Here is a 14,910-nt window from a genome sequence, read left to right on the forward strand (position 1 = left end):
GCAGAAATCAAAATCTGGCACAACTGGCGACAAACTGATCGCCTGAAAAACTGTCACTTCAGATTTCGGGTTCCAATCCCGATAACACGGGCACCTTGTTTTTAAATTATTTCGCGTTAATGCGGATAGTAAAATATTAGTATTGCGCGTGCAAGGCATATTGTAGGATAAGACAAAGTGGCATAGGAAAGAACGCGATGAGACAAAAGATCACTGGTGGCATTCCCGAGGGAAGCCTGGATACAACACCTTTTCAAATCAGCCGGAACCGCCCGGTCGCGCTGCAGGTATATGAAGACCTGCGCGACAGAATTGTTTCGCTGGACCTAATGCCAGGATACAGCCTGTCACGCGCTGTGCTGGCCGATTTTTATGGTGTTAGCCAAACGCCGGTCCGCGAAGCGTTTTTAAAACTGGAAAAGGATGGGCTGGTCGAAGTTTTCCCGCAATCAAAAACCCTGATTGCCCCTATCAGTATCCATAAGGTTAAATCCACCCATTTCCTGCGCACGTCGCTGGAACTTGAGGTGGCCCATAATCTGGCGCTGGCAATGGACAAGACAAAAATCGCCCCGGCAGAAAAAATTCTGACTGAACAACGCCACAGCAGCACGGAAACCGCCGCCTTTTCACGCCTTGACAGCGCCTTTCACCGCGCCCTGTTTATTGCCGCCGGATACGAGGATTTATGGGAAGTCGTGCGCGAACATAGCGGTCATCTGGACCGGGTTCGCTGCCTGCAACTGCCCACACCGGGCAAGATCGAACGGGTAATTTTCCAACATGGCAAAATCATTGATGCCATCCATGCATCGGATCTTCATACCGCCGAATCCCACGTCCGCGACCATCTTTCCGGCTCGCTTAACGAACTCGACAATATCATTCAAAACAACCGCGAAATGTTTGGTGCCTAACTTCGCACTGCCATACCGTCGGCACCAAAACCAGTGGCTTAACGCCACATCGTAAAATAACGCACCGTACATCATTGCCCTAGGTACAACACCCAAAAAGCCCGGCCATCCGCGCACGCCAGGGTCACGGCACCAAACATCAGGTCCAGTTCTGTCAACAAAAGACCGCAAAGACATAAGTGTCTTTGCCATGTCACCTGGCCTGGGTATTCCCCGTCAGCCACCTCACCCGAACAGCAATAATAACCGCCCCAAACGTCTGAAACATACTCCAGCCACCAGAAAGGCAGTTTTTGCCCCTCTGTTAATTGACACTGATATATTAGTATGCTATTTGAAAAAAAATAAGGCTGGCATCCATAGCTGGCATCTTCAGGGAGGAAAGAATGAAGATCTCACGTTTGACAACTTTCATCGTATCGGGTGTTGCCGGTATGACCATGGCAATGGCGGCACATGCCGCTGATTACACGCTAAGTGTAAACACGGCCCTTGCCACCAGCGACCCGCTTTACAAAGGCCTTGAAGCCTTTGTTAAAAATGTTGATGAACGCACCAAAGGCCAGATCAAGGTAACGCTGTTTCCCAATTCACAGCTTGGCCCGGATGAAGACGTTCTTGAACAGGCCCGTGCCGGTGCCCCGGTTGCTGTTATTGTTGATGGTGGCCGCCTGGCCGTTTTTGAAAAAGAATTCGGTATTCTTGGCGCCCCTTATCTGGCACAGGGCTATGACGGCATTCGCAAGGTTGTCACATCCGACCTGTTTGAAACCTGGGTGCAAAAACTGCGCAAGGCATCGGGCCATCAGGTTTTGTCATTTAACTGGTGGCAGGGCGAACGCCATTTGCTGACCAAAAAACCAATCACCAAACCGGCTGACCTTAATGGTCTGGTTTTGCGCACACCAGGCGCACCTGTCTGGACCGAAACGGTCAAGGCAATGGGTGGCACACCAACACCAATGCCGTTTTCCGATGTTTACAGCGCCCTGCAACTTGGCACCATTGATGGCACCGAAGCCCAGCTTCCTGCTGTGGTCGGCGCGAACCTTCAGGAAGTTATCACGCACATCACCAAAACCGGCCATATCAACCTGATCACCGGTCTGGTGACCAGTGCCGCATGGTTTGACAGCCTGCCGGAAGATTTGCAGAAAATCCTGCGCGAGGAATCGCTTAAAGCCGGTGACATCGCATCATACGGCACGCGCGATGCGCTGGCATCGATTGAACAACAGCTTAAAGACGACGGCGTTGAAGTTTCCGAAGTCGACACCACCCCGTTCAAGGAAGCCACCCAGGGCGTTTACGAAAAACTGGGTTACAGCGATCTGCACAAGCAGGTTGATGAAATCCTGAACCAGTAAGCATTTTAACAGACGAAGGGCCGTCCAAACGGTCCTTCGTCTGTTTCTTTCCCTGATACATTCCAAATATCAGGCGGAAATTTTCCTGAATTGACCGGCATGTGATGTTCAGGTGTGATAATTTAATAATTCCGGCTAACGGGCTATCGCGGCCCCGCAGCAGCATCTTTTCCGGTGTCAGATCAGCGTTAAAACATCCGGTTTCCACGCTGGATGGCATTTTAAAATCGCGAACACCCCAATTCACCCACCCCACCATTGGTCCATGGCGCTTTTGGGCGCCCAAGCAAAGGGAGGAAAACCGGGCATGAAAAAACGTCTGGCTCAGGCCGAGTTTGCACTGGTTTCCGCAATATTCATCGCCATCGTCATGCTGGTTTTTGTCGCGTCCATCATGCGGACCTTTGGTCATCCTGTCATGTGGTCGGTCGATATGGCGCAATTGCTGTTTATCTGGCTGTGCTTTTTTGGTGCCATCCGCGCCATGCGCCAGCGCGGGCATCTTGGCGTTGACCTGTTTGTCCGTCTTGCACCGCATCGCTATCGGCTGATTATTGAAACTGCCGTTGGTCTGATCTTCTGCGCCATGCTAGCCATTCTTGCGGTCGAAGGTTACGACCTGACGATCCTTAACAAGCAGCGCCAGTTTGGTGATTCCGGTATTTCCTATGCCTTTGTCACCATTGCCGTGCCGGTCGGGTCGGTCATTCTGGGTGGCACCATCATATACAATATTATCGATGCATGGCGAAACCGCCGGGCCGAACAGGTTCTTGTTTATTCGCTGCCGGAAGAAGGGATTGATGCCATCCCGCCCGTGACCACACCCAAAACGACCACGCAGGAAATCTGACCATGCTGTTGATCGGTTCCATCTTTTTGTTTTTCCTGATCATTGGCGCCCCGGTGGCCTTTGCCATTGGCCTGTCCGGTTTCGCATTTTTTGTCACATCCAATGTCATGCCGCTATCAATTGGTGTGCAAAAAATTGCCGCTGTGTCGCAAAGTTTCCCCCTGCTGGCCGTGCCGTTTTTTGTGCTGGCCGGTCACTTGATGAACGAAAGCGGCATCACCGACCGCCTGTTTAAATTTTCCAACATCGCCGTTTCGTGGATGGCCGGTGGTCTGGCCCAGGTTTCCATCATTCTGTCGACCTTGATGGGCGGCATTTCCGGTTCGGCCGTGGCCGACGCCGCTATGGAAGCCCGCGTTATTGGCCCCAAAATGATCGAGAACGGTTATTCCAAAGGCTTTTCCGCGGCTGTTATCGCGCTAAGTTCCCTTATCACTGCCACCATTCCCCCGTCCATCGGGCTGATCCTGTATGGGTATGTCGGCAATGTTTCCATCGGGCGACTGTTTCTGGCTGGCATCATTCCCGGTGTGCTGATGATGATTGTGCTAATGGTCACTGCCTATATCATCGCCAAAAAGCGCAATTATGTTGCCAAGGACGCGCGCAAACCCACCGTGCGTGAATTGGCCGTAGCCTTTTGGGAAGCCAAATGGGCGTTGCTGTTTCCAGTCTTGCTGATCATTACCATTCGTGGCGGGCTGTTTACCCCGTCCGAGGTTGGGTCCTTTGCCGTGGTATATGCCGTTGTTGTCGGGGTTTTCAGCCACCGCGAGCTTAGCTTTACCGATATCAAACGTGCATTGGCCGATGCTATTTCCGATATTGGCATGATCATGTTGATTATTCTGATGTCGGGCATGGTCGGTTTTGCCATTACGTTTTTACAAATCCCGCAAACCGTTTCGGGCGCCCTGCTGTCAGGTTTAAGCAACCCCACCGCTATTGTTGCTGCCATTCTGGGCATTCTGTTTGTCGCCGGGTTGTTTGTTGAAAGCACGGTTCTGGTGTTGCTGCTGACGCCAATTTTTGTGCCCATCATTAAACAGCTTGGTGTTGATCCGGTTCATTTCGGCATCCTGATGATGACGCTGGTAACATTGGGGTCAATGACACCACCGGTCGGTGTTGCCATGTATACCGTCTGCGCGATCATGAATGTCCGGGTTGAACATTACGTGCGGGAATCCCTGCCATTTCTGGCCGCCATTTTGCTGCTGGTTTTTGCCCTGCTGATGTTGCCAGACCTGGTATTATTTTTGCCAAGACTGGCATTTTAACAGCCAACAAAACCGGTATTTCATACAAACCCCTGTCGTCTTGTCGGCAGGGGTTTTGTTTGTATATAACCGGATTTTACACTGACCTGTTGCCGCCCGTGTCTTATCGTTCTGCCAGCAAACTACGTAATGCATCGGAAAAAAGGCGAATGGCGTTACGGTTCCCGGTCGAGGACAAAGTCACAGCCCAGATATCAAAATTTATCGCTGGTTCCAGGTCAACACAGACAATATCGGTTTGCAGCAGGCAACGGGCTGTAAATTCATCAATGATGGCACACCGTTTCAGAATTTGCGCCATCGGCGGCACCGCTTCCAGCGAATTACAGGTCACGGCCCCGGCCATGCTCAGCCCCCGTGTTCTAAGGGCTTCTTCAAGAACATTGCCAATCGGCCCACGTGCGGTGGTATCCACCATCGGATAGTCAAAAATCTGTTCCAGTGTCACTTGCCGTTTTTGCGCAAGCGGGTTTTCACGTGGCACGATGGCCTTTAACTTTCCACGCCCCAACAAGGTAAATTCTTCGTCGCGCATCGTTACCCGCCCGGCCATAATCCCAAGGTCGATCAGCCCCGCATGTAGCAATTCCATTTGATGCGCCGCCTTGCTGATATCAAGGATCAGGCGCAATTGGGGCATTTTCTGCATCAACCGGGCGCAGGCCTGTGGCACAAAATGGTTCATCATAAGGCCGATCGACATCACCGAAAGTTTGCCACCCACCCCTTTTTTCAACGCATCGATACGCCCCTCAAGCTGACCAATTCCATCCTGCAAAAACCGGCTTTCGCTGTAAATCGCATCGGCGTCCGCCGTTTGTAAAATACGCCCGCGTTCCAGCACAAACAGCGTCAGACCCGATGCTGCCTCGAAATCGCGCAAATGCTTGCTAACAGTTGGTTGCGACAACCCCAGTGCGCGGGCCGCAGCACTGATCGAATTGCGTTCATAAACCTCGCAAAATACCTGCAATCGCTGAAGCGTTATCCCGCGCATAATGCGCTCCTGTACCTTACCAAATTGTCGCAATCCATAGTATATTACTATGGATGAAATAAATATTTTCTATTTCCTAACGCAGGAAAGCACTTCAGTCTTGCTTTAAATAAAAAACAGAAAGGGGAATAGGATGCAGGCGGTATTTCTGCTTATCCTAATCGGAGCGGGGCTTCTATCTGGCGCGGCAATTGCGTATGTCATCGGTGCGGCATCGATCATGACGTTTATTTTGGGCGACCATGCCAATTTCATGGCGGCCCTGCCTCAACGCTTGTTTAGCCAGCTCGACGTTTTTGCTTTTCTGGCAATGCCACTTTTTATCTTTGCCGGGGATTTGATGAACCGGGGCGGCATTGCTTCTGCGCTGATTGATTTTTCAATGTCACTGTTGGGGCGGGTCAAAGGCGGGCTTGGTCATGTCAACGTTCTCACCAGCGTGTTTTTTGCCGGTGTATCCGGGTCGGCGGTGTCCGATGCGGCGGCCCTTGGTAATTCGCTGGTCCCCGAAATGCAAAAACGCGGTTATTCGCTGGATTATGCCGTCGCCATTACCGGCGCGTCCTCTATCATCGGACCGATCATTCCGCCGTCCAGCATCCTGATTTTTTACGGCGCGTTGATGAATACATCGGTTACGGCGCTGTTTGCTGCGGGTGTTGTGCCGGGGCTTCTGTTGGCCGCAGTCCTGATGGTAATGAACGCCTTTTATGCCTGGCGCGATGATCATCCAGGTGGTGGCGACCCGGCAACCATCCCCCCGATCAAAAAATCGTTTTTTCGCGCCCTGCCCGCAATGACCCTGCCCATCATCATTTTGGGTGGCACGCTTTTTGGCATCATGACACCGGCCGAGGCCGCGGCAGTTGCGGTTGGCGCAGCCCTGATCATTGGTTTTTCATATCGCAAACTTGATCTGGAAGCCGTACGCCAAAGTGCCATCCGCACCGCTGTTTTGTTGGGTGCGCTGTTTATCATTTTATGTGCGATTTCAACCTTTTCCTATATTGCCGCCCTTGATCGCCTCCCGCAGGCCATTGCCGCCCAGATCACGGAATGGGGCCTTGGCCCGCTGCAATATCTGATGCTGGTCAATGTGGTATTTTTGATCGCGGGCATGGCAATGGATGTCAAAGCTGCTGTGGCATTGTTCGCTCCCATCTTTGTTCCCGTTGCGCTGGCGATGGGCATTGATCCGGTCCATCTCGGCATCGTTATCTGCTTCAATATTTCAACGGGGCTTTTATCGCCCCCCATCGGCGGGGTCCTGCTGATTTTGGCGACAACGTGCAACATCAATTACTGGCGATTGATCCGCGCAACGCTGCCGTTTTTCTTTGCCGAAGTCATCCTGCTGGTCGTGCTGACTTTCTTTCCGGCCATCTCACTGGCTCTGCCACATGCCCTGGGGCTTAGCTGATAACAAAAAAAGGGTACAACAGAGGAGTTCACGTAACATGACCTTGATGAAATCCGGGAAGGCTCTTGCCTCTCTCAGCCTGTTATTGACGACGACAATGGTGGCACCGGCATTCGCCGCCGATGTTAAAATCGCCATGAACGGCATTGATGACCCGACCACCAATGCCGAAGCCGCCTTTGTTCACGGCTTTGCCGATGCGTTAAAAGGTACAGACTTCAAGGCGGTTGTTTTCCCGTCCGACACATTAGGCAGCGAAAAGGAACGGTTCGACGCAACAGCCCAGGGGCTGGTCGAAATCGATCTGGCAACCGTTTCCACCGGTGTTGGCATGAGCCCGCTTCTAAAAGGCATTTTGCTGCCTTTCATGTTCAAGGACAGCGCTGAATTTGACGCTGTTATTGAAAAAAGCGACCTTCTTGACGAAATGAACAAGCCACTGCTTGAAAACGGCGTTCGCCTTGCCGGGTTCAACTATATCGGCGTCGGCATTGGCATTCACAACAGCCAGCGTGACGTCACCAAAATGTCGGACCTTAAAGGTTTGCGGTTGCGCGCCCTTAATGCCGAACAGCTGGAATATGAAGAAGCCCTGGGTGCCAATGGCACAATCGTCGCATGGTCAGAAGTTGCAAATGCCATTCAGGTCGGAATTGCCGATGGCTATCTCAATCCGCCGAATTCCTCGCTTAGAACCGGTCACACTGCTTTTCTGACGCATTTCACACCGGCCGATATTTCGCCTTCAACCCGTGCCGTTTTTGTTTCCAACGACTGGTACGAAACATTACCGGCCGACGAAAAAGCCGAAATCGACAAGGCACTTGATGCCGGGATTGCGGCCAATCGTGAATGGCTGGCGAACTGGAGCACCAGCGTCATGGCCCGAATGGAAAAGGCCGGTGTTACCATTTCCCAACTGGAACCGGGCGAGCGCGACAAGATGGTGAAGGCGACAGCTCCGACATGGACGTCAATCATGGCCGCCGACGACTTACAAAAGTATCTCGACGCGCTCAAATTGGTTCGTAATTAAGCAGGAGGCGGTGAAGGTGAACACGATCCGAAAAACAGCCATGGCAATCAGCCACGGTCTTGATCAACTTGCATGCTTTATTGCCATTATCGCACTGACAGTGCTGGTGGGGTCGGTATTGTTGCAGGTTATCGCCCGTTATCTGTTCGCCTCGCCGCCCTCCTGGACAGAAGAACTGGCCCGTTATGCCATGATCTGGGCGGGTCTTATCGGCGCGACCATGAGCTTTAAACGCCGTTTCGACCCCGCCCTTTTCACAAGCGAAGGCAATGGTGGCAAACTAATGGGCATTGTAACCGGCACCGTCCAGTCTGCCGTTGTGATCATCTATCTTACCCCGGTTCTCTGGTACTGCTTTTTTGGCCCTGGCAATAATCCGGCCCGGGGGTTTCTTCTGCGCCACAGCCGGACAATGGCCGACGCGCTTGATTTCTCGACACTCTGGGTCGCGATTGCGGTGCCCCTCATGATCGTGATCATCTTTGTCCATGTCATAGCCCGTTGGGCGGGCGATGACGCCCCGCCTTCTGCACCCGCACAAGCCGAGACGTTCAACTAAGGCCGAATATGCAGGCATTTTTCATAATGGCCCAACCAAGGGTCGCCCATAAACACGCCTGAACAACAATAAATTATAAGCATTCTGGAGTTTCCGACGATGCAAGCTGACGTCATTTTTCGCAACGCCGATATCGTGGATGGCACAGGCCAACCGCGCATACACGGTGATGTCGCAATCCGTGACGACCGGATTGTCGCCGTTGGCGAACTGTCAAAATGGCATGGCGGACGCGATGTTGATTGCACCGGTTTAACCCTTGCACCCGGCTTTATCGACCCGCATGTTCACCACGACGAAGCCCTGCTGACCGACCCGGGCATGGATTGTATGCTTAGCCAGGGTGTGACAACGATCATTGCGGGCAATTGCGGTTTTTCAATTGCCCCCCTTACGGCAACCATTGATATTCTACCCCAACCCCTGGGCATGATCCTGACATCCAGCCGCCCCCGCTTCGCCCGGTTTGCCGATTATCGCAACCAGTTGCGCCAATCCCCCGCCGCCGTTAATTCCGCCTGCCTGATCGGGCATGGCACCCTGCGTATCAACGAGGTTGCCGACCTTGGCCGCCCGGCAGACGCCGCCGAATTAAAAGCAATGGAAAAATCGCTTGATCAGGCCCTGGGCGAAGGCGGGATTGGTGTTTCAACCGGCCTGTTTTATCCGCCTGCGCGCGCGGCCACCACCGCCGAAGCCATTGCCATGGCCCGCATTGCCAGGGCACATGGCAAACTTTACGTCACCCATATGCGCGACGAAGGCGACCAGGGCATTGAAGCCCTTGAAGAAACCCTTGAAATCGGGCGTGAAGCCTGTTGCGGGGTGCATGTTAGTCATCATAAATGTGCCGGGCTCGCCAATCACGGTCAGTCGGAAATTACCCTGCCAATGTTTAGCAAGGCGATGCTTGATCAGGATGTCAGTCTTGATACCACACCCTGGACGGCATCCTCGACCATGCTTAATTCCGGGCGCCATCGCCAGGCCACCCGCGTGATTGTGGCGGAATCACTGGCTTATCCGAAAATGGCCGGTCGTGATCTGGCCGATATTGCCAGGGAATGGAACACCGACCTCGATACCGCGATGGAGCGTTTACTCCCCGCCACCGGCATTTTCTTCATCATGGATGAAAGTGATGTAAGGCGCATTTTGTCGTTCGAACACACCATCATCTGCTCGGACGGCATTGCACGCGGCGACCATTCGCACCCCCGCGTGTGGGGCACATTCCCGCGTGTTTTGGGCCATTATGTACGCGATATCGGCCTGTTTACACTGGAAGAAGGTGTAAAACGCATGACATCAATGCCTGCTGATCGCTTTGGCCTTAAGGATCGCGGACGGATCAGGGAAGGCGGATATGCCGATCTGGTGCTGTTTGATCCGGCAACAATTGAATCCGGTGCAACCTACGAAAAACCCAAAACACCGGCGCATGGCATTAAAAATGTATGGGTAAATGGCCGGGAAAGCTGGGCCGATGGAGCGAACAAAGGAAACCGTGCAGGCGTGGTATTAGACCGCGACCCAAGCTGACCCTCCTTTTTCGCCGTCATTAAAACGTTCTGATTAACAACAAAACCCCTGCAAGCATATGCTGGCAGGGGTTTTGTCTTTGGGCCACGTCGAGCACGCCCGCAAGTTTAACCGTTATATTTTTCAACCGTTTGATCAATCATACCAAAAATCGATTGTCCATCCCGGTTGCACATGCTGATTTTAACATTATCGCCAAACTGCATAAATGGCGTTGCCGGTTTGCCATCGCGAATGGTTTCGATCATGCGAATTTCGGCAATGCAGGAATAGCCCGCCCCGCCATCGGCCACCGGTTTGCCCGGTTCGCCGTTCAGTTTGTTCGAAACTGTGCCCGACCCCACAATGCTACCCGCGCATAGCGGGCGGGTTTTGGCGGCATGGGCCACCAGCTGGCCAAAATCAAACGTCATGTCGATCCCGGCATTGGCACGGCCAAAGGGTTTGCCGTTCAAATCCACATTCAGGGGCAAATGCACCTTGCCACCATCCCAGGCATCGCCAAGTTCATCAGGCGTTACCGCAACAGGTGAAAAGGCCGATGACGGCTTAGACTGGAAAAAACCAAATCCCTTTGCCAGTTCGCCCGGAATCAAACCACGTAACGATACATCATTAACCAGCATCACCAACCGAATGCATTTGCGGGCTTCTTCGGGGGACACACCCATCGGCACGTCGCCCGTAATCACGGCAACTTCGCCTTCCATATCAATGCCCCAGGCTTCATCACCCAGCACAATCGGCTCGGTCGGTGCCAGAAAGCTGTCTGATCCACCTTGATACATCAATGGATCGGTCCAGAAACTTTCGGGAATTTCAGCCCCGCGCGCCTTTCGCACCAATTCCACATGATTGACATAAGCCGACCCGTCCGCCCACTGATAGGCACGCGGCAGCGGTGAATGGGCCTGTTTTTGATCAAACGGCTGGCCATAATCGGTATCGCTTTCCAGCCGGGTTGCAATATCGGCCAGCGGAGCCGCCAGATCATTCCAGTGATCAAGGGCGAATTGCAGGTTCGGGGCATGATCGCACGCGATATAGCGGGTTAAATCGCCTGATACCAAAACCAGCTTTCCATCACGGCTGCCGTCTTTCAGGGTGGCAAATTTCATCGGTCCTGTCTCCTTGCCGAATGTTTCCGGTCATTTTTAAAATCATATTTCAAATAGTGAAATTCGGGTTTTCCACATCTCTGCGAGGTTAACGCGCAGGGATGTGGTTAGGTGCGACGGCATCGCGCGGCTTATGCGCGTAAGGCAAGGGCTTTCAAAAAGCCCGCCCGCCGATTGAGGGCCGGTTGATCGGAAATCGATCAACCAGCTTTAACACTAGTCCTGACGGCCTTCCGGGGTGCCGTCAAACCGGCGTTCCAGCCCTTGCCAGCAATCCTGATAATCGTTTTGCAAGCCGGGCAGTTCGGCTGCAAAGCGGGTCAGTTGCTGGGGAAAACGGGTTTCAAACATAAAGGCCATCGTGCCTTCCTGTTTGACCGGCTCCAGCTTTGTTTCCGATGCCTTGGTGAAACCTTCGGTATCGGGGCCATGGGCCAACATCATGTTATGCAGGCTCATGCCGCCGGGAACAAACCCCTGTTCCTTGGCATCATACTGGCCTTCGATCAGGCCCATAAACTCGCTCATGATGTTGCGATGATACCAGGGTGGGCGAAAGGTGTTTTCCGCCACCATCCAGCGTGGCGGAAAAATAACAAAGTCGATATTTGCCGTGCCGGCTTCGCCCGATGGCGCTGTTAACACGGTAAAAATCGACGGATCCGGATGATCAAACAAAATGGCGCCAACCGGCGAAAAAGTACGCAAATCGTATTTGAACGGGGTGTAATTGCCGTGCCAGCCCACAACGTCCAGCGGCGAATGACCAATTTCAGTGACATGAAACTGCCCGCACCATTTAACCAGCACCCGGCACGGTGTTTCCTTGTCTTCATAGGCGGCAACGGGCGTTTTAAAATCACGCGGATTGGCAAGGCAGTTTGCGCCAATCGGCCCGCGTTCGGGCAGGGTAAATTTCGCCCCGTAATTTTCGCACACATACCCCCGCGCCCCGCCATCGGCCCCCGCATCGAGAATGGAAACCTTAAACATCATGCCGCGCGGGATTAACGCCACTTCTAACGGCGCGACATCCATAACGCCCAATTCGGTAAAAATGCGCAGCGCGCCAATTTGCGGCACCACCAGCAATTCCGCATCGGCATTAAAAAAGTAATCGTCAACCATATCGGCATTGCAGACATAAACATGTGTCGCCATGCCCGACTGGCCCAATGCATCGCCTGCCGTGGTAATGGTCCGCATCCCGGCAATAAAATCGGTCGGGGTGGTTGGCATCTCAACCGGGTCCCATCGTAACTGCCCCAGTGCCAGACTATGATCATTCAGGCAGGGGGCTGTTTTCCAATGCGGCAAATCAAGTGTTTCAAACCGGCCATTGTGGCGCACGCTGGGCCGAATGCGATACAGCCACGACCGTTCGTTGGTGCCACGTGGTGCCGTAAAGGGCGAGCCGGAAAGCTGTTCGGCATACAAGCCATAGGCGCATTTTTGCGGGCTGTTTTGCCCCTGCGGCAATACACCCGGCAGACATTCGGTTTCAAAATCATTACCAAAACCGGACATATAATGCAGTTCGCCCGTACTTGCTGCCGGGTCCTTTTTTGCAGAAACAATGTGATCAGTCATTGCCTTCTCCCTAACATTATTTGATATAGTTACATTCGTAACTATAATTTTTGTAACTATCAAACAGCGATCAGACGCGATGACAGAAAAATTCAACCTGCACGGTTTCCTGCCGTTTTTGCTGCATCACACCAGCGAAAAGGTCAGCCTTGGCTTTCGCGACATTTACCGGGACCGCTATAAAATGACCCGATCGGAATGGCGCGTGTTAGCCACACTTGGCCAATACGGCCCACAAACCGCAACCGATATCGGCACCCGAACCGGCCTTCATAAAACCAAAGTGTCCCGCGCGGTTCATTCCATCGAAACGCGGCGCTGGCTGAACCGCCGACAGGATGAAAACGACCGGCGCATTCACCTGATCGAACTGACAAAGCAGGGCCAAAGTGCCTTTTTATCCCTATGCCAGGCGGGCGTTACCTATAATCAAAAAGCCCGCGATTTTCTGGGCGACAAAGACTTTGATACGCTGGTGACCCTCCTTGGCAAACTCAACCACATGTAATCCGGTCGTCAGGGCGTTGCGCGTGCGCGCCCGCCCCAGTTTTGATTAAACACTTCAATTTCGCGCAAAAACGCCTCAAAGGCGGCATGACCGGGCTGAAAATAATTGGCCTGCGGGTTCATCAGGGTCACACAACAGGCGACCGCCCCGTCGAGATTAAAAACCGGCGCGCTGATCGCTGAAAGCCCTGGCACAATGTCACCCTCGATCACGGCCGCCCCACGCTGGCGGGTTTCCGTGATTAACTGATCCACCTTGGCATCGTTCCAACCCAGAATTTCCTGTTCGGCGACAATCACATGTTCAATGGCTGACCGTGGCATGGCCGCCAAAAATGCCTGCCCGGTGGCAGAGCGCAAAAGCGGCATTACCGTTCCCAGCCCCATGGTTGAAATAACCGGCGGCCCGCCATGTTCCGTCCGGATAAGGACCGGCCCGCGTTCGCCCCAAATTGCCAAATGCCCGGATGATCGCCATTCAATTGTCAGGCTGCGCAGCAAACGCCCGGCCCGCATCACCACATCATTGCGTTCAATCGCAGACAGACCCATGCGTAATGCCATTGGCCCCAGGCCATACAAACCGGACCGGTCATCCTGGAACGCCAGGCCGATGCGCGCCAGACTGGTAAGATAACGATGCACCTTTGCCGCAGGCATATCGACCGCGGCCGCCAGATCCTTTAGCGGCACGGGATATTGAAAATCGCACAAGGCCGAAATAATTCGGCCACCAACCTCGATAGACTGAATGCCTTTACGGGTGTCGCCGACCTCTTCAACCGTCGGGTCAATGGCATCGTGTTGCGATATATGCGATGGGGTCACGATCAAAAAATGCCTGTGAAAATTTCATATTGCGTAATTCATTATATATAGCATAATTCCAATCTGAAAGAGGAAATCGCTTTTGCAATGAAGTTGGGATTGCCCGGCATCCAAAAATCAGAGCCATTCCAACAAACAGCAGCAAGGGGGATTTTCTTTGTCATGCGTGCAGAACTGTTCCTATGCACGCCAAGGCCACCTTTTAAAAAAGAGCCAGGGATGAAACCAGACGACCTGATATTCTATGATTACTTCCGCTCATCGGCATCGTATCGGGTTCGCATTGCCCTTAACCTTAAAGGGTTGCAAGCGAACAAGGTCGAAACCGTTGATCTGCGCACCGGGGCACACGCACAAAAGCCCTATAAATCGGTTGCGCCTTCGGGGCTGGTGCCATCCTTTACCTTTGGCGGTAAAACATTTGGTCAGTCGCTGGCATTGATTGAATGGCTGGATGCCATATACCCGTCGCCCCGGCTGATCCCATCGGAACCGCTGGCCGCACTTGGCGTGCGCGAGGTGGCCCACACCATTGCCTGCGACATTCACCCGTTAAACAATTTGCGCATTTTAAAATACATCACGGGCACGCTGAGCGCGTCAGAAGAGGCCAAGCTGGAATGGTATCACCACTGGATTTGCTCGGGGTTTGACACCCTTGAAGCGCTGATTGCACCGCATCGCGACAAAGGGCCGTTTTGCCTGGGGGCCGATGTTTCGCTGGCCGATGTCTGCCTTGTGCCGCAGGTTTACAATGCCCGCCGGTTCGACGTCGATTTATCGCCTTATCCGGCCATTTGCGCGGTGGATGCCCATTGTACCACCCTACCCGGCTTTGCCGATGCCGCCCCGGAATATTAATGTGCCATCAATTCAGATCAAAACAGTCTGGCTGC

14 protein-coding genes are annotated in these 14,910 nt (G+C 53.2%); 10 read left to right on the top strand and 4 right to left on the bottom strand.

What is annotated here, in order from left to right:
• The first annotated feature begins 197 nt into the window (after positions 1–197).
• The 4 genes from J4E05_RS21435 to J4E05_RS21450 all read left to right on the top strand — a co-directional run bounded on the left by J4E05_RS21435 (position 198) and on the right by J4E05_RS21450 (position 4,417).
• Positions 198–917: a GntR family transcriptional regulator gene (locus J4E05_RS21435; RefSeq protein WP_349599976.1), complete on the top strand. Its 720-nt coding sequence runs from the start codon at positions 198–200 to the stop codon at positions 915–917.
• 386 nt (positions 918–1,303) lie between these two features.
• Positions 1,304–2,284 carry a C4-dicarboxylate TRAP transporter substrate-binding protein gene (locus J4E05_RS21440; RefSeq protein ID WP_349599979.1) on the top strand — a complete coding sequence of 327 codons (981 nt, stop codon included), beginning with the start codon at positions 1,304–1,306 and terminating at the stop codon, positions 2,282–2,284.
• Between the two features lie 307 nt (positions 2,285–2,591).
• Positions 2,592–3,137, top strand: coding sequence for a TRAP transporter small permease (locus tag J4E05_RS21445; protein WP_349599982.1), 546 nt, complete (start codon positions 2,592–2,594; stop codon positions 3,135–3,137).
• A 2-nt stretch (positions 3,138–3,139) separates the two neighbouring features.
• The gene (locus tag J4E05_RS21450) at positions 3,140–4,417 is read left to right on the top strand and encodes a TRAP transporter large permease (RefSeq protein ID WP_085594070.1); all 1,278 of its coding nucleotides are present in this window, start codon (positions 3,140–3,142) and stop codon (positions 4,415–4,417) included.
• A 103-nt stretch (positions 4,418–4,520) separates the two neighbouring features.
• Here J4E05_RS21450 and J4E05_RS21455 read toward each other — a convergent pair whose 3' ends face one another.
• Positions 4,521–5,414, bottom strand: coding sequence for a LysR family transcriptional regulator (locus J4E05_RS21455; protein WP_349599985.1), 894 nt, complete (start codon positions 5,412–5,414; stop codon positions 4,521–4,523).
• A 133-nt stretch (positions 5,415–5,547) separates the two neighbouring features.
• Between J4E05_RS21455 and J4E05_RS21460 the strand changes: the two genes are divergently transcribed.
• The 4 genes from J4E05_RS21460 to J4E05_RS21475 all read left to right on the top strand — a co-directional run bounded on the left by J4E05_RS21460 (position 5,548) and on the right by J4E05_RS21475 (position 9,971).
• Positions 5,548–6,834, top strand: coding sequence for a TRAP transporter large permease (locus tag J4E05_RS21460; protein ID WP_085594066.1), 1,287 nt, complete (start codon positions 5,548–5,550; stop codon positions 6,832–6,834).
• Between the two features lie 37 nt (positions 6,835–6,871).
• A complete protein-coding gene (locus J4E05_RS21465; protein WP_349599988.1) occupies positions 6,872–7,870 on the top strand; it encodes a TRAP transporter substrate-binding protein in 999 nt (332 codons plus the stop codon).
• A 16-nt stretch (positions 7,871–7,886) separates the two neighbouring features.
• Positions 7,887–8,429: a TRAP transporter small permease gene (locus J4E05_RS21470; RefSeq protein ID WP_349599991.1), complete on the top strand. Its 543-nt coding sequence runs from the start codon at positions 7,887–7,889 to the stop codon at positions 8,427–8,429.
• Between the two features lie 99 nt (positions 8,430–8,528).
• Positions 8,529–9,971 (top strand): N-acyl-D-amino-acid deacylase family protein, encoded by a 1,443-nt coding sequence (locus J4E05_RS21475; protein WP_349599994.1) that lies wholly within the window; start codon positions 8,529–8,531, stop codon positions 9,969–9,971.
• 107 nt (positions 9,972–10,078) lie between these two features.
• Here the strand turns inward: J4E05_RS21475 and J4E05_RS21480 are convergent, their stop codons facing one another.
• A complete protein-coding gene (locus J4E05_RS21480) occupies positions 10,079–11,089 on the bottom strand; it encodes a fumarylacetoacetate hydrolase family protein (protein ID WP_349599996.1) in 1,011 nt (336 codons plus the stop codon).
• Positions 11,090–11,305: 216 nt separating this feature from the next.
• Positions 11,306–12,679: a homogentisate 1,2-dioxygenase gene (hmgA, locus tag J4E05_RS21485; RefSeq protein WP_349599998.1), complete on the bottom strand. Its 1,374-nt coding sequence runs from the start codon at positions 12,677–12,679 to the stop codon at positions 11,306–11,308.
• Between the two features lie 79 nt (positions 12,680–12,758).
• Here hmgA and J4E05_RS21490 point away from each other — a divergent pair, with 79 nt between their 5' ends.
• On the top strand, positions 12,759–13,187 hold the full coding sequence (locus tag J4E05_RS21490; RefSeq protein ID WP_349600001.1) for a MarR family winged helix-turn-helix transcriptional regulator: 429 nt from the start codon (positions 12,759–12,761) through the stop codon (positions 13,185–13,187).
• Between the two features lie 8 nt (positions 13,188–13,195).
• Here the strand turns inward: J4E05_RS21490 and J4E05_RS21495 are convergent, their stop codons facing one another.
• Complete coding sequence (locus J4E05_RS21495; protein WP_349600004.1) at positions 13,196–14,014, bottom strand: IclR family transcriptional regulator; 819 nt, start codon at positions 14,012–14,014, stop codon at positions 13,196–13,198.
• Between the two features lie 219 nt (positions 14,015–14,233).
• Here J4E05_RS21495 and maiA point away from each other — a divergent pair, with 219 nt between their 5' ends.
• A complete protein-coding gene (maiA, locus tag J4E05_RS21500; RefSeq protein ID WP_349600007.1) occupies positions 14,234–14,875 on the top strand; it encodes a maleylacetoacetate isomerase in 642 nt (213 codons plus the stop codon).
• Positions 14,876–14,910: the final 35 nt, after the last annotated feature.

The organism is Thalassospira sp. NFXS8 (genome assembly GCF_040148805.1).
Classification (GTDB): Bacteria; Pseudomonadota; Alphaproteobacteria; order Rhodospirillales; family Thalassospiraceae; genus Thalassospira.

What these genes read in the sequence shown, in the direction of transcription:
- hmgA (WP_349599998.1), bottom strand. Translation starts at nt 12,679, where the DNA reads ATGACTGATCACATTGTTTCTGCAAAAAAGGACCCGGCAGCAAGTACG.
- J4E05_RS21490 (WP_349600001.1), top strand. Translation starts at nt 12,759, where the DNA reads ATGACAGAAAAATTCAACCTGCACGGTTTCCTGCCGTTTTTGCTGCAT.
- J4E05_RS21440 (WP_349599979.1), top strand. Translation starts at nt 1,304, where the DNA reads ATGAAGATCTCACGTTTGACAACTTTCATCGTATCGGGTGTTGCCGGT.
- J4E05_RS21435 (WP_349599976.1), top strand. Translation starts at nt 198, where the DNA reads ATGAGACAAAAGATCACTGGTGGCATTCCCGAGGGAAGCCTGGATACA.
- J4E05_RS21460 (WP_085594066.1), top strand. Translation starts at nt 5,548, where the DNA reads ATGCAGGCGGTATTTCTGCTTATCCTAATCGGAGCGGGGCTTCTATCT.
- maiA (WP_349600007.1), top strand. Translation starts at nt 14,234, where the DNA reads ATGAAACCAGACGACCTGATATTCTATGATTACTTCCGCTCATCGGCA.
- J4E05_RS21450 (WP_085594070.1), top strand. Translation starts at nt 3,140, where the DNA reads ATGCTGTTGATCGGTTCCATCTTTTTGTTTTTCCTGATCATTGGCGCC.
- J4E05_RS21465 (WP_349599988.1), top strand. Translation starts at nt 6,872, where the DNA reads ATGACCTTGATGAAATCCGGGAAGGCTCTTGCCTCTCTCAGCCTGTTA.
- J4E05_RS21475 (WP_349599994.1), top strand. Translation starts at nt 8,529, where the DNA reads ATGCAAGCTGACGTCATTTTTCGCAACGCCGATATCGTGGATGGCACA.
- J4E05_RS21480 (WP_349599996.1), bottom strand. Translation starts at nt 11,089, where the DNA reads ATGAAATTTGCCACCCTGAAAGACGGCAGCCGTGATGGAAAGCTGGTT.
- J4E05_RS21445 (WP_349599982.1), top strand. Translation starts at nt 2,592, where the DNA reads ATGAAAAAACGTCTGGCTCAGGCCGAGTTTGCACTGGTTTCCGCAATA.
- J4E05_RS21455 (WP_349599985.1), bottom strand. Translation starts at nt 5,414, where the DNA reads ATGCGCGGGATAACGCTTCAGCGATTGCAGGTATTTTGCGAGGTTTAT.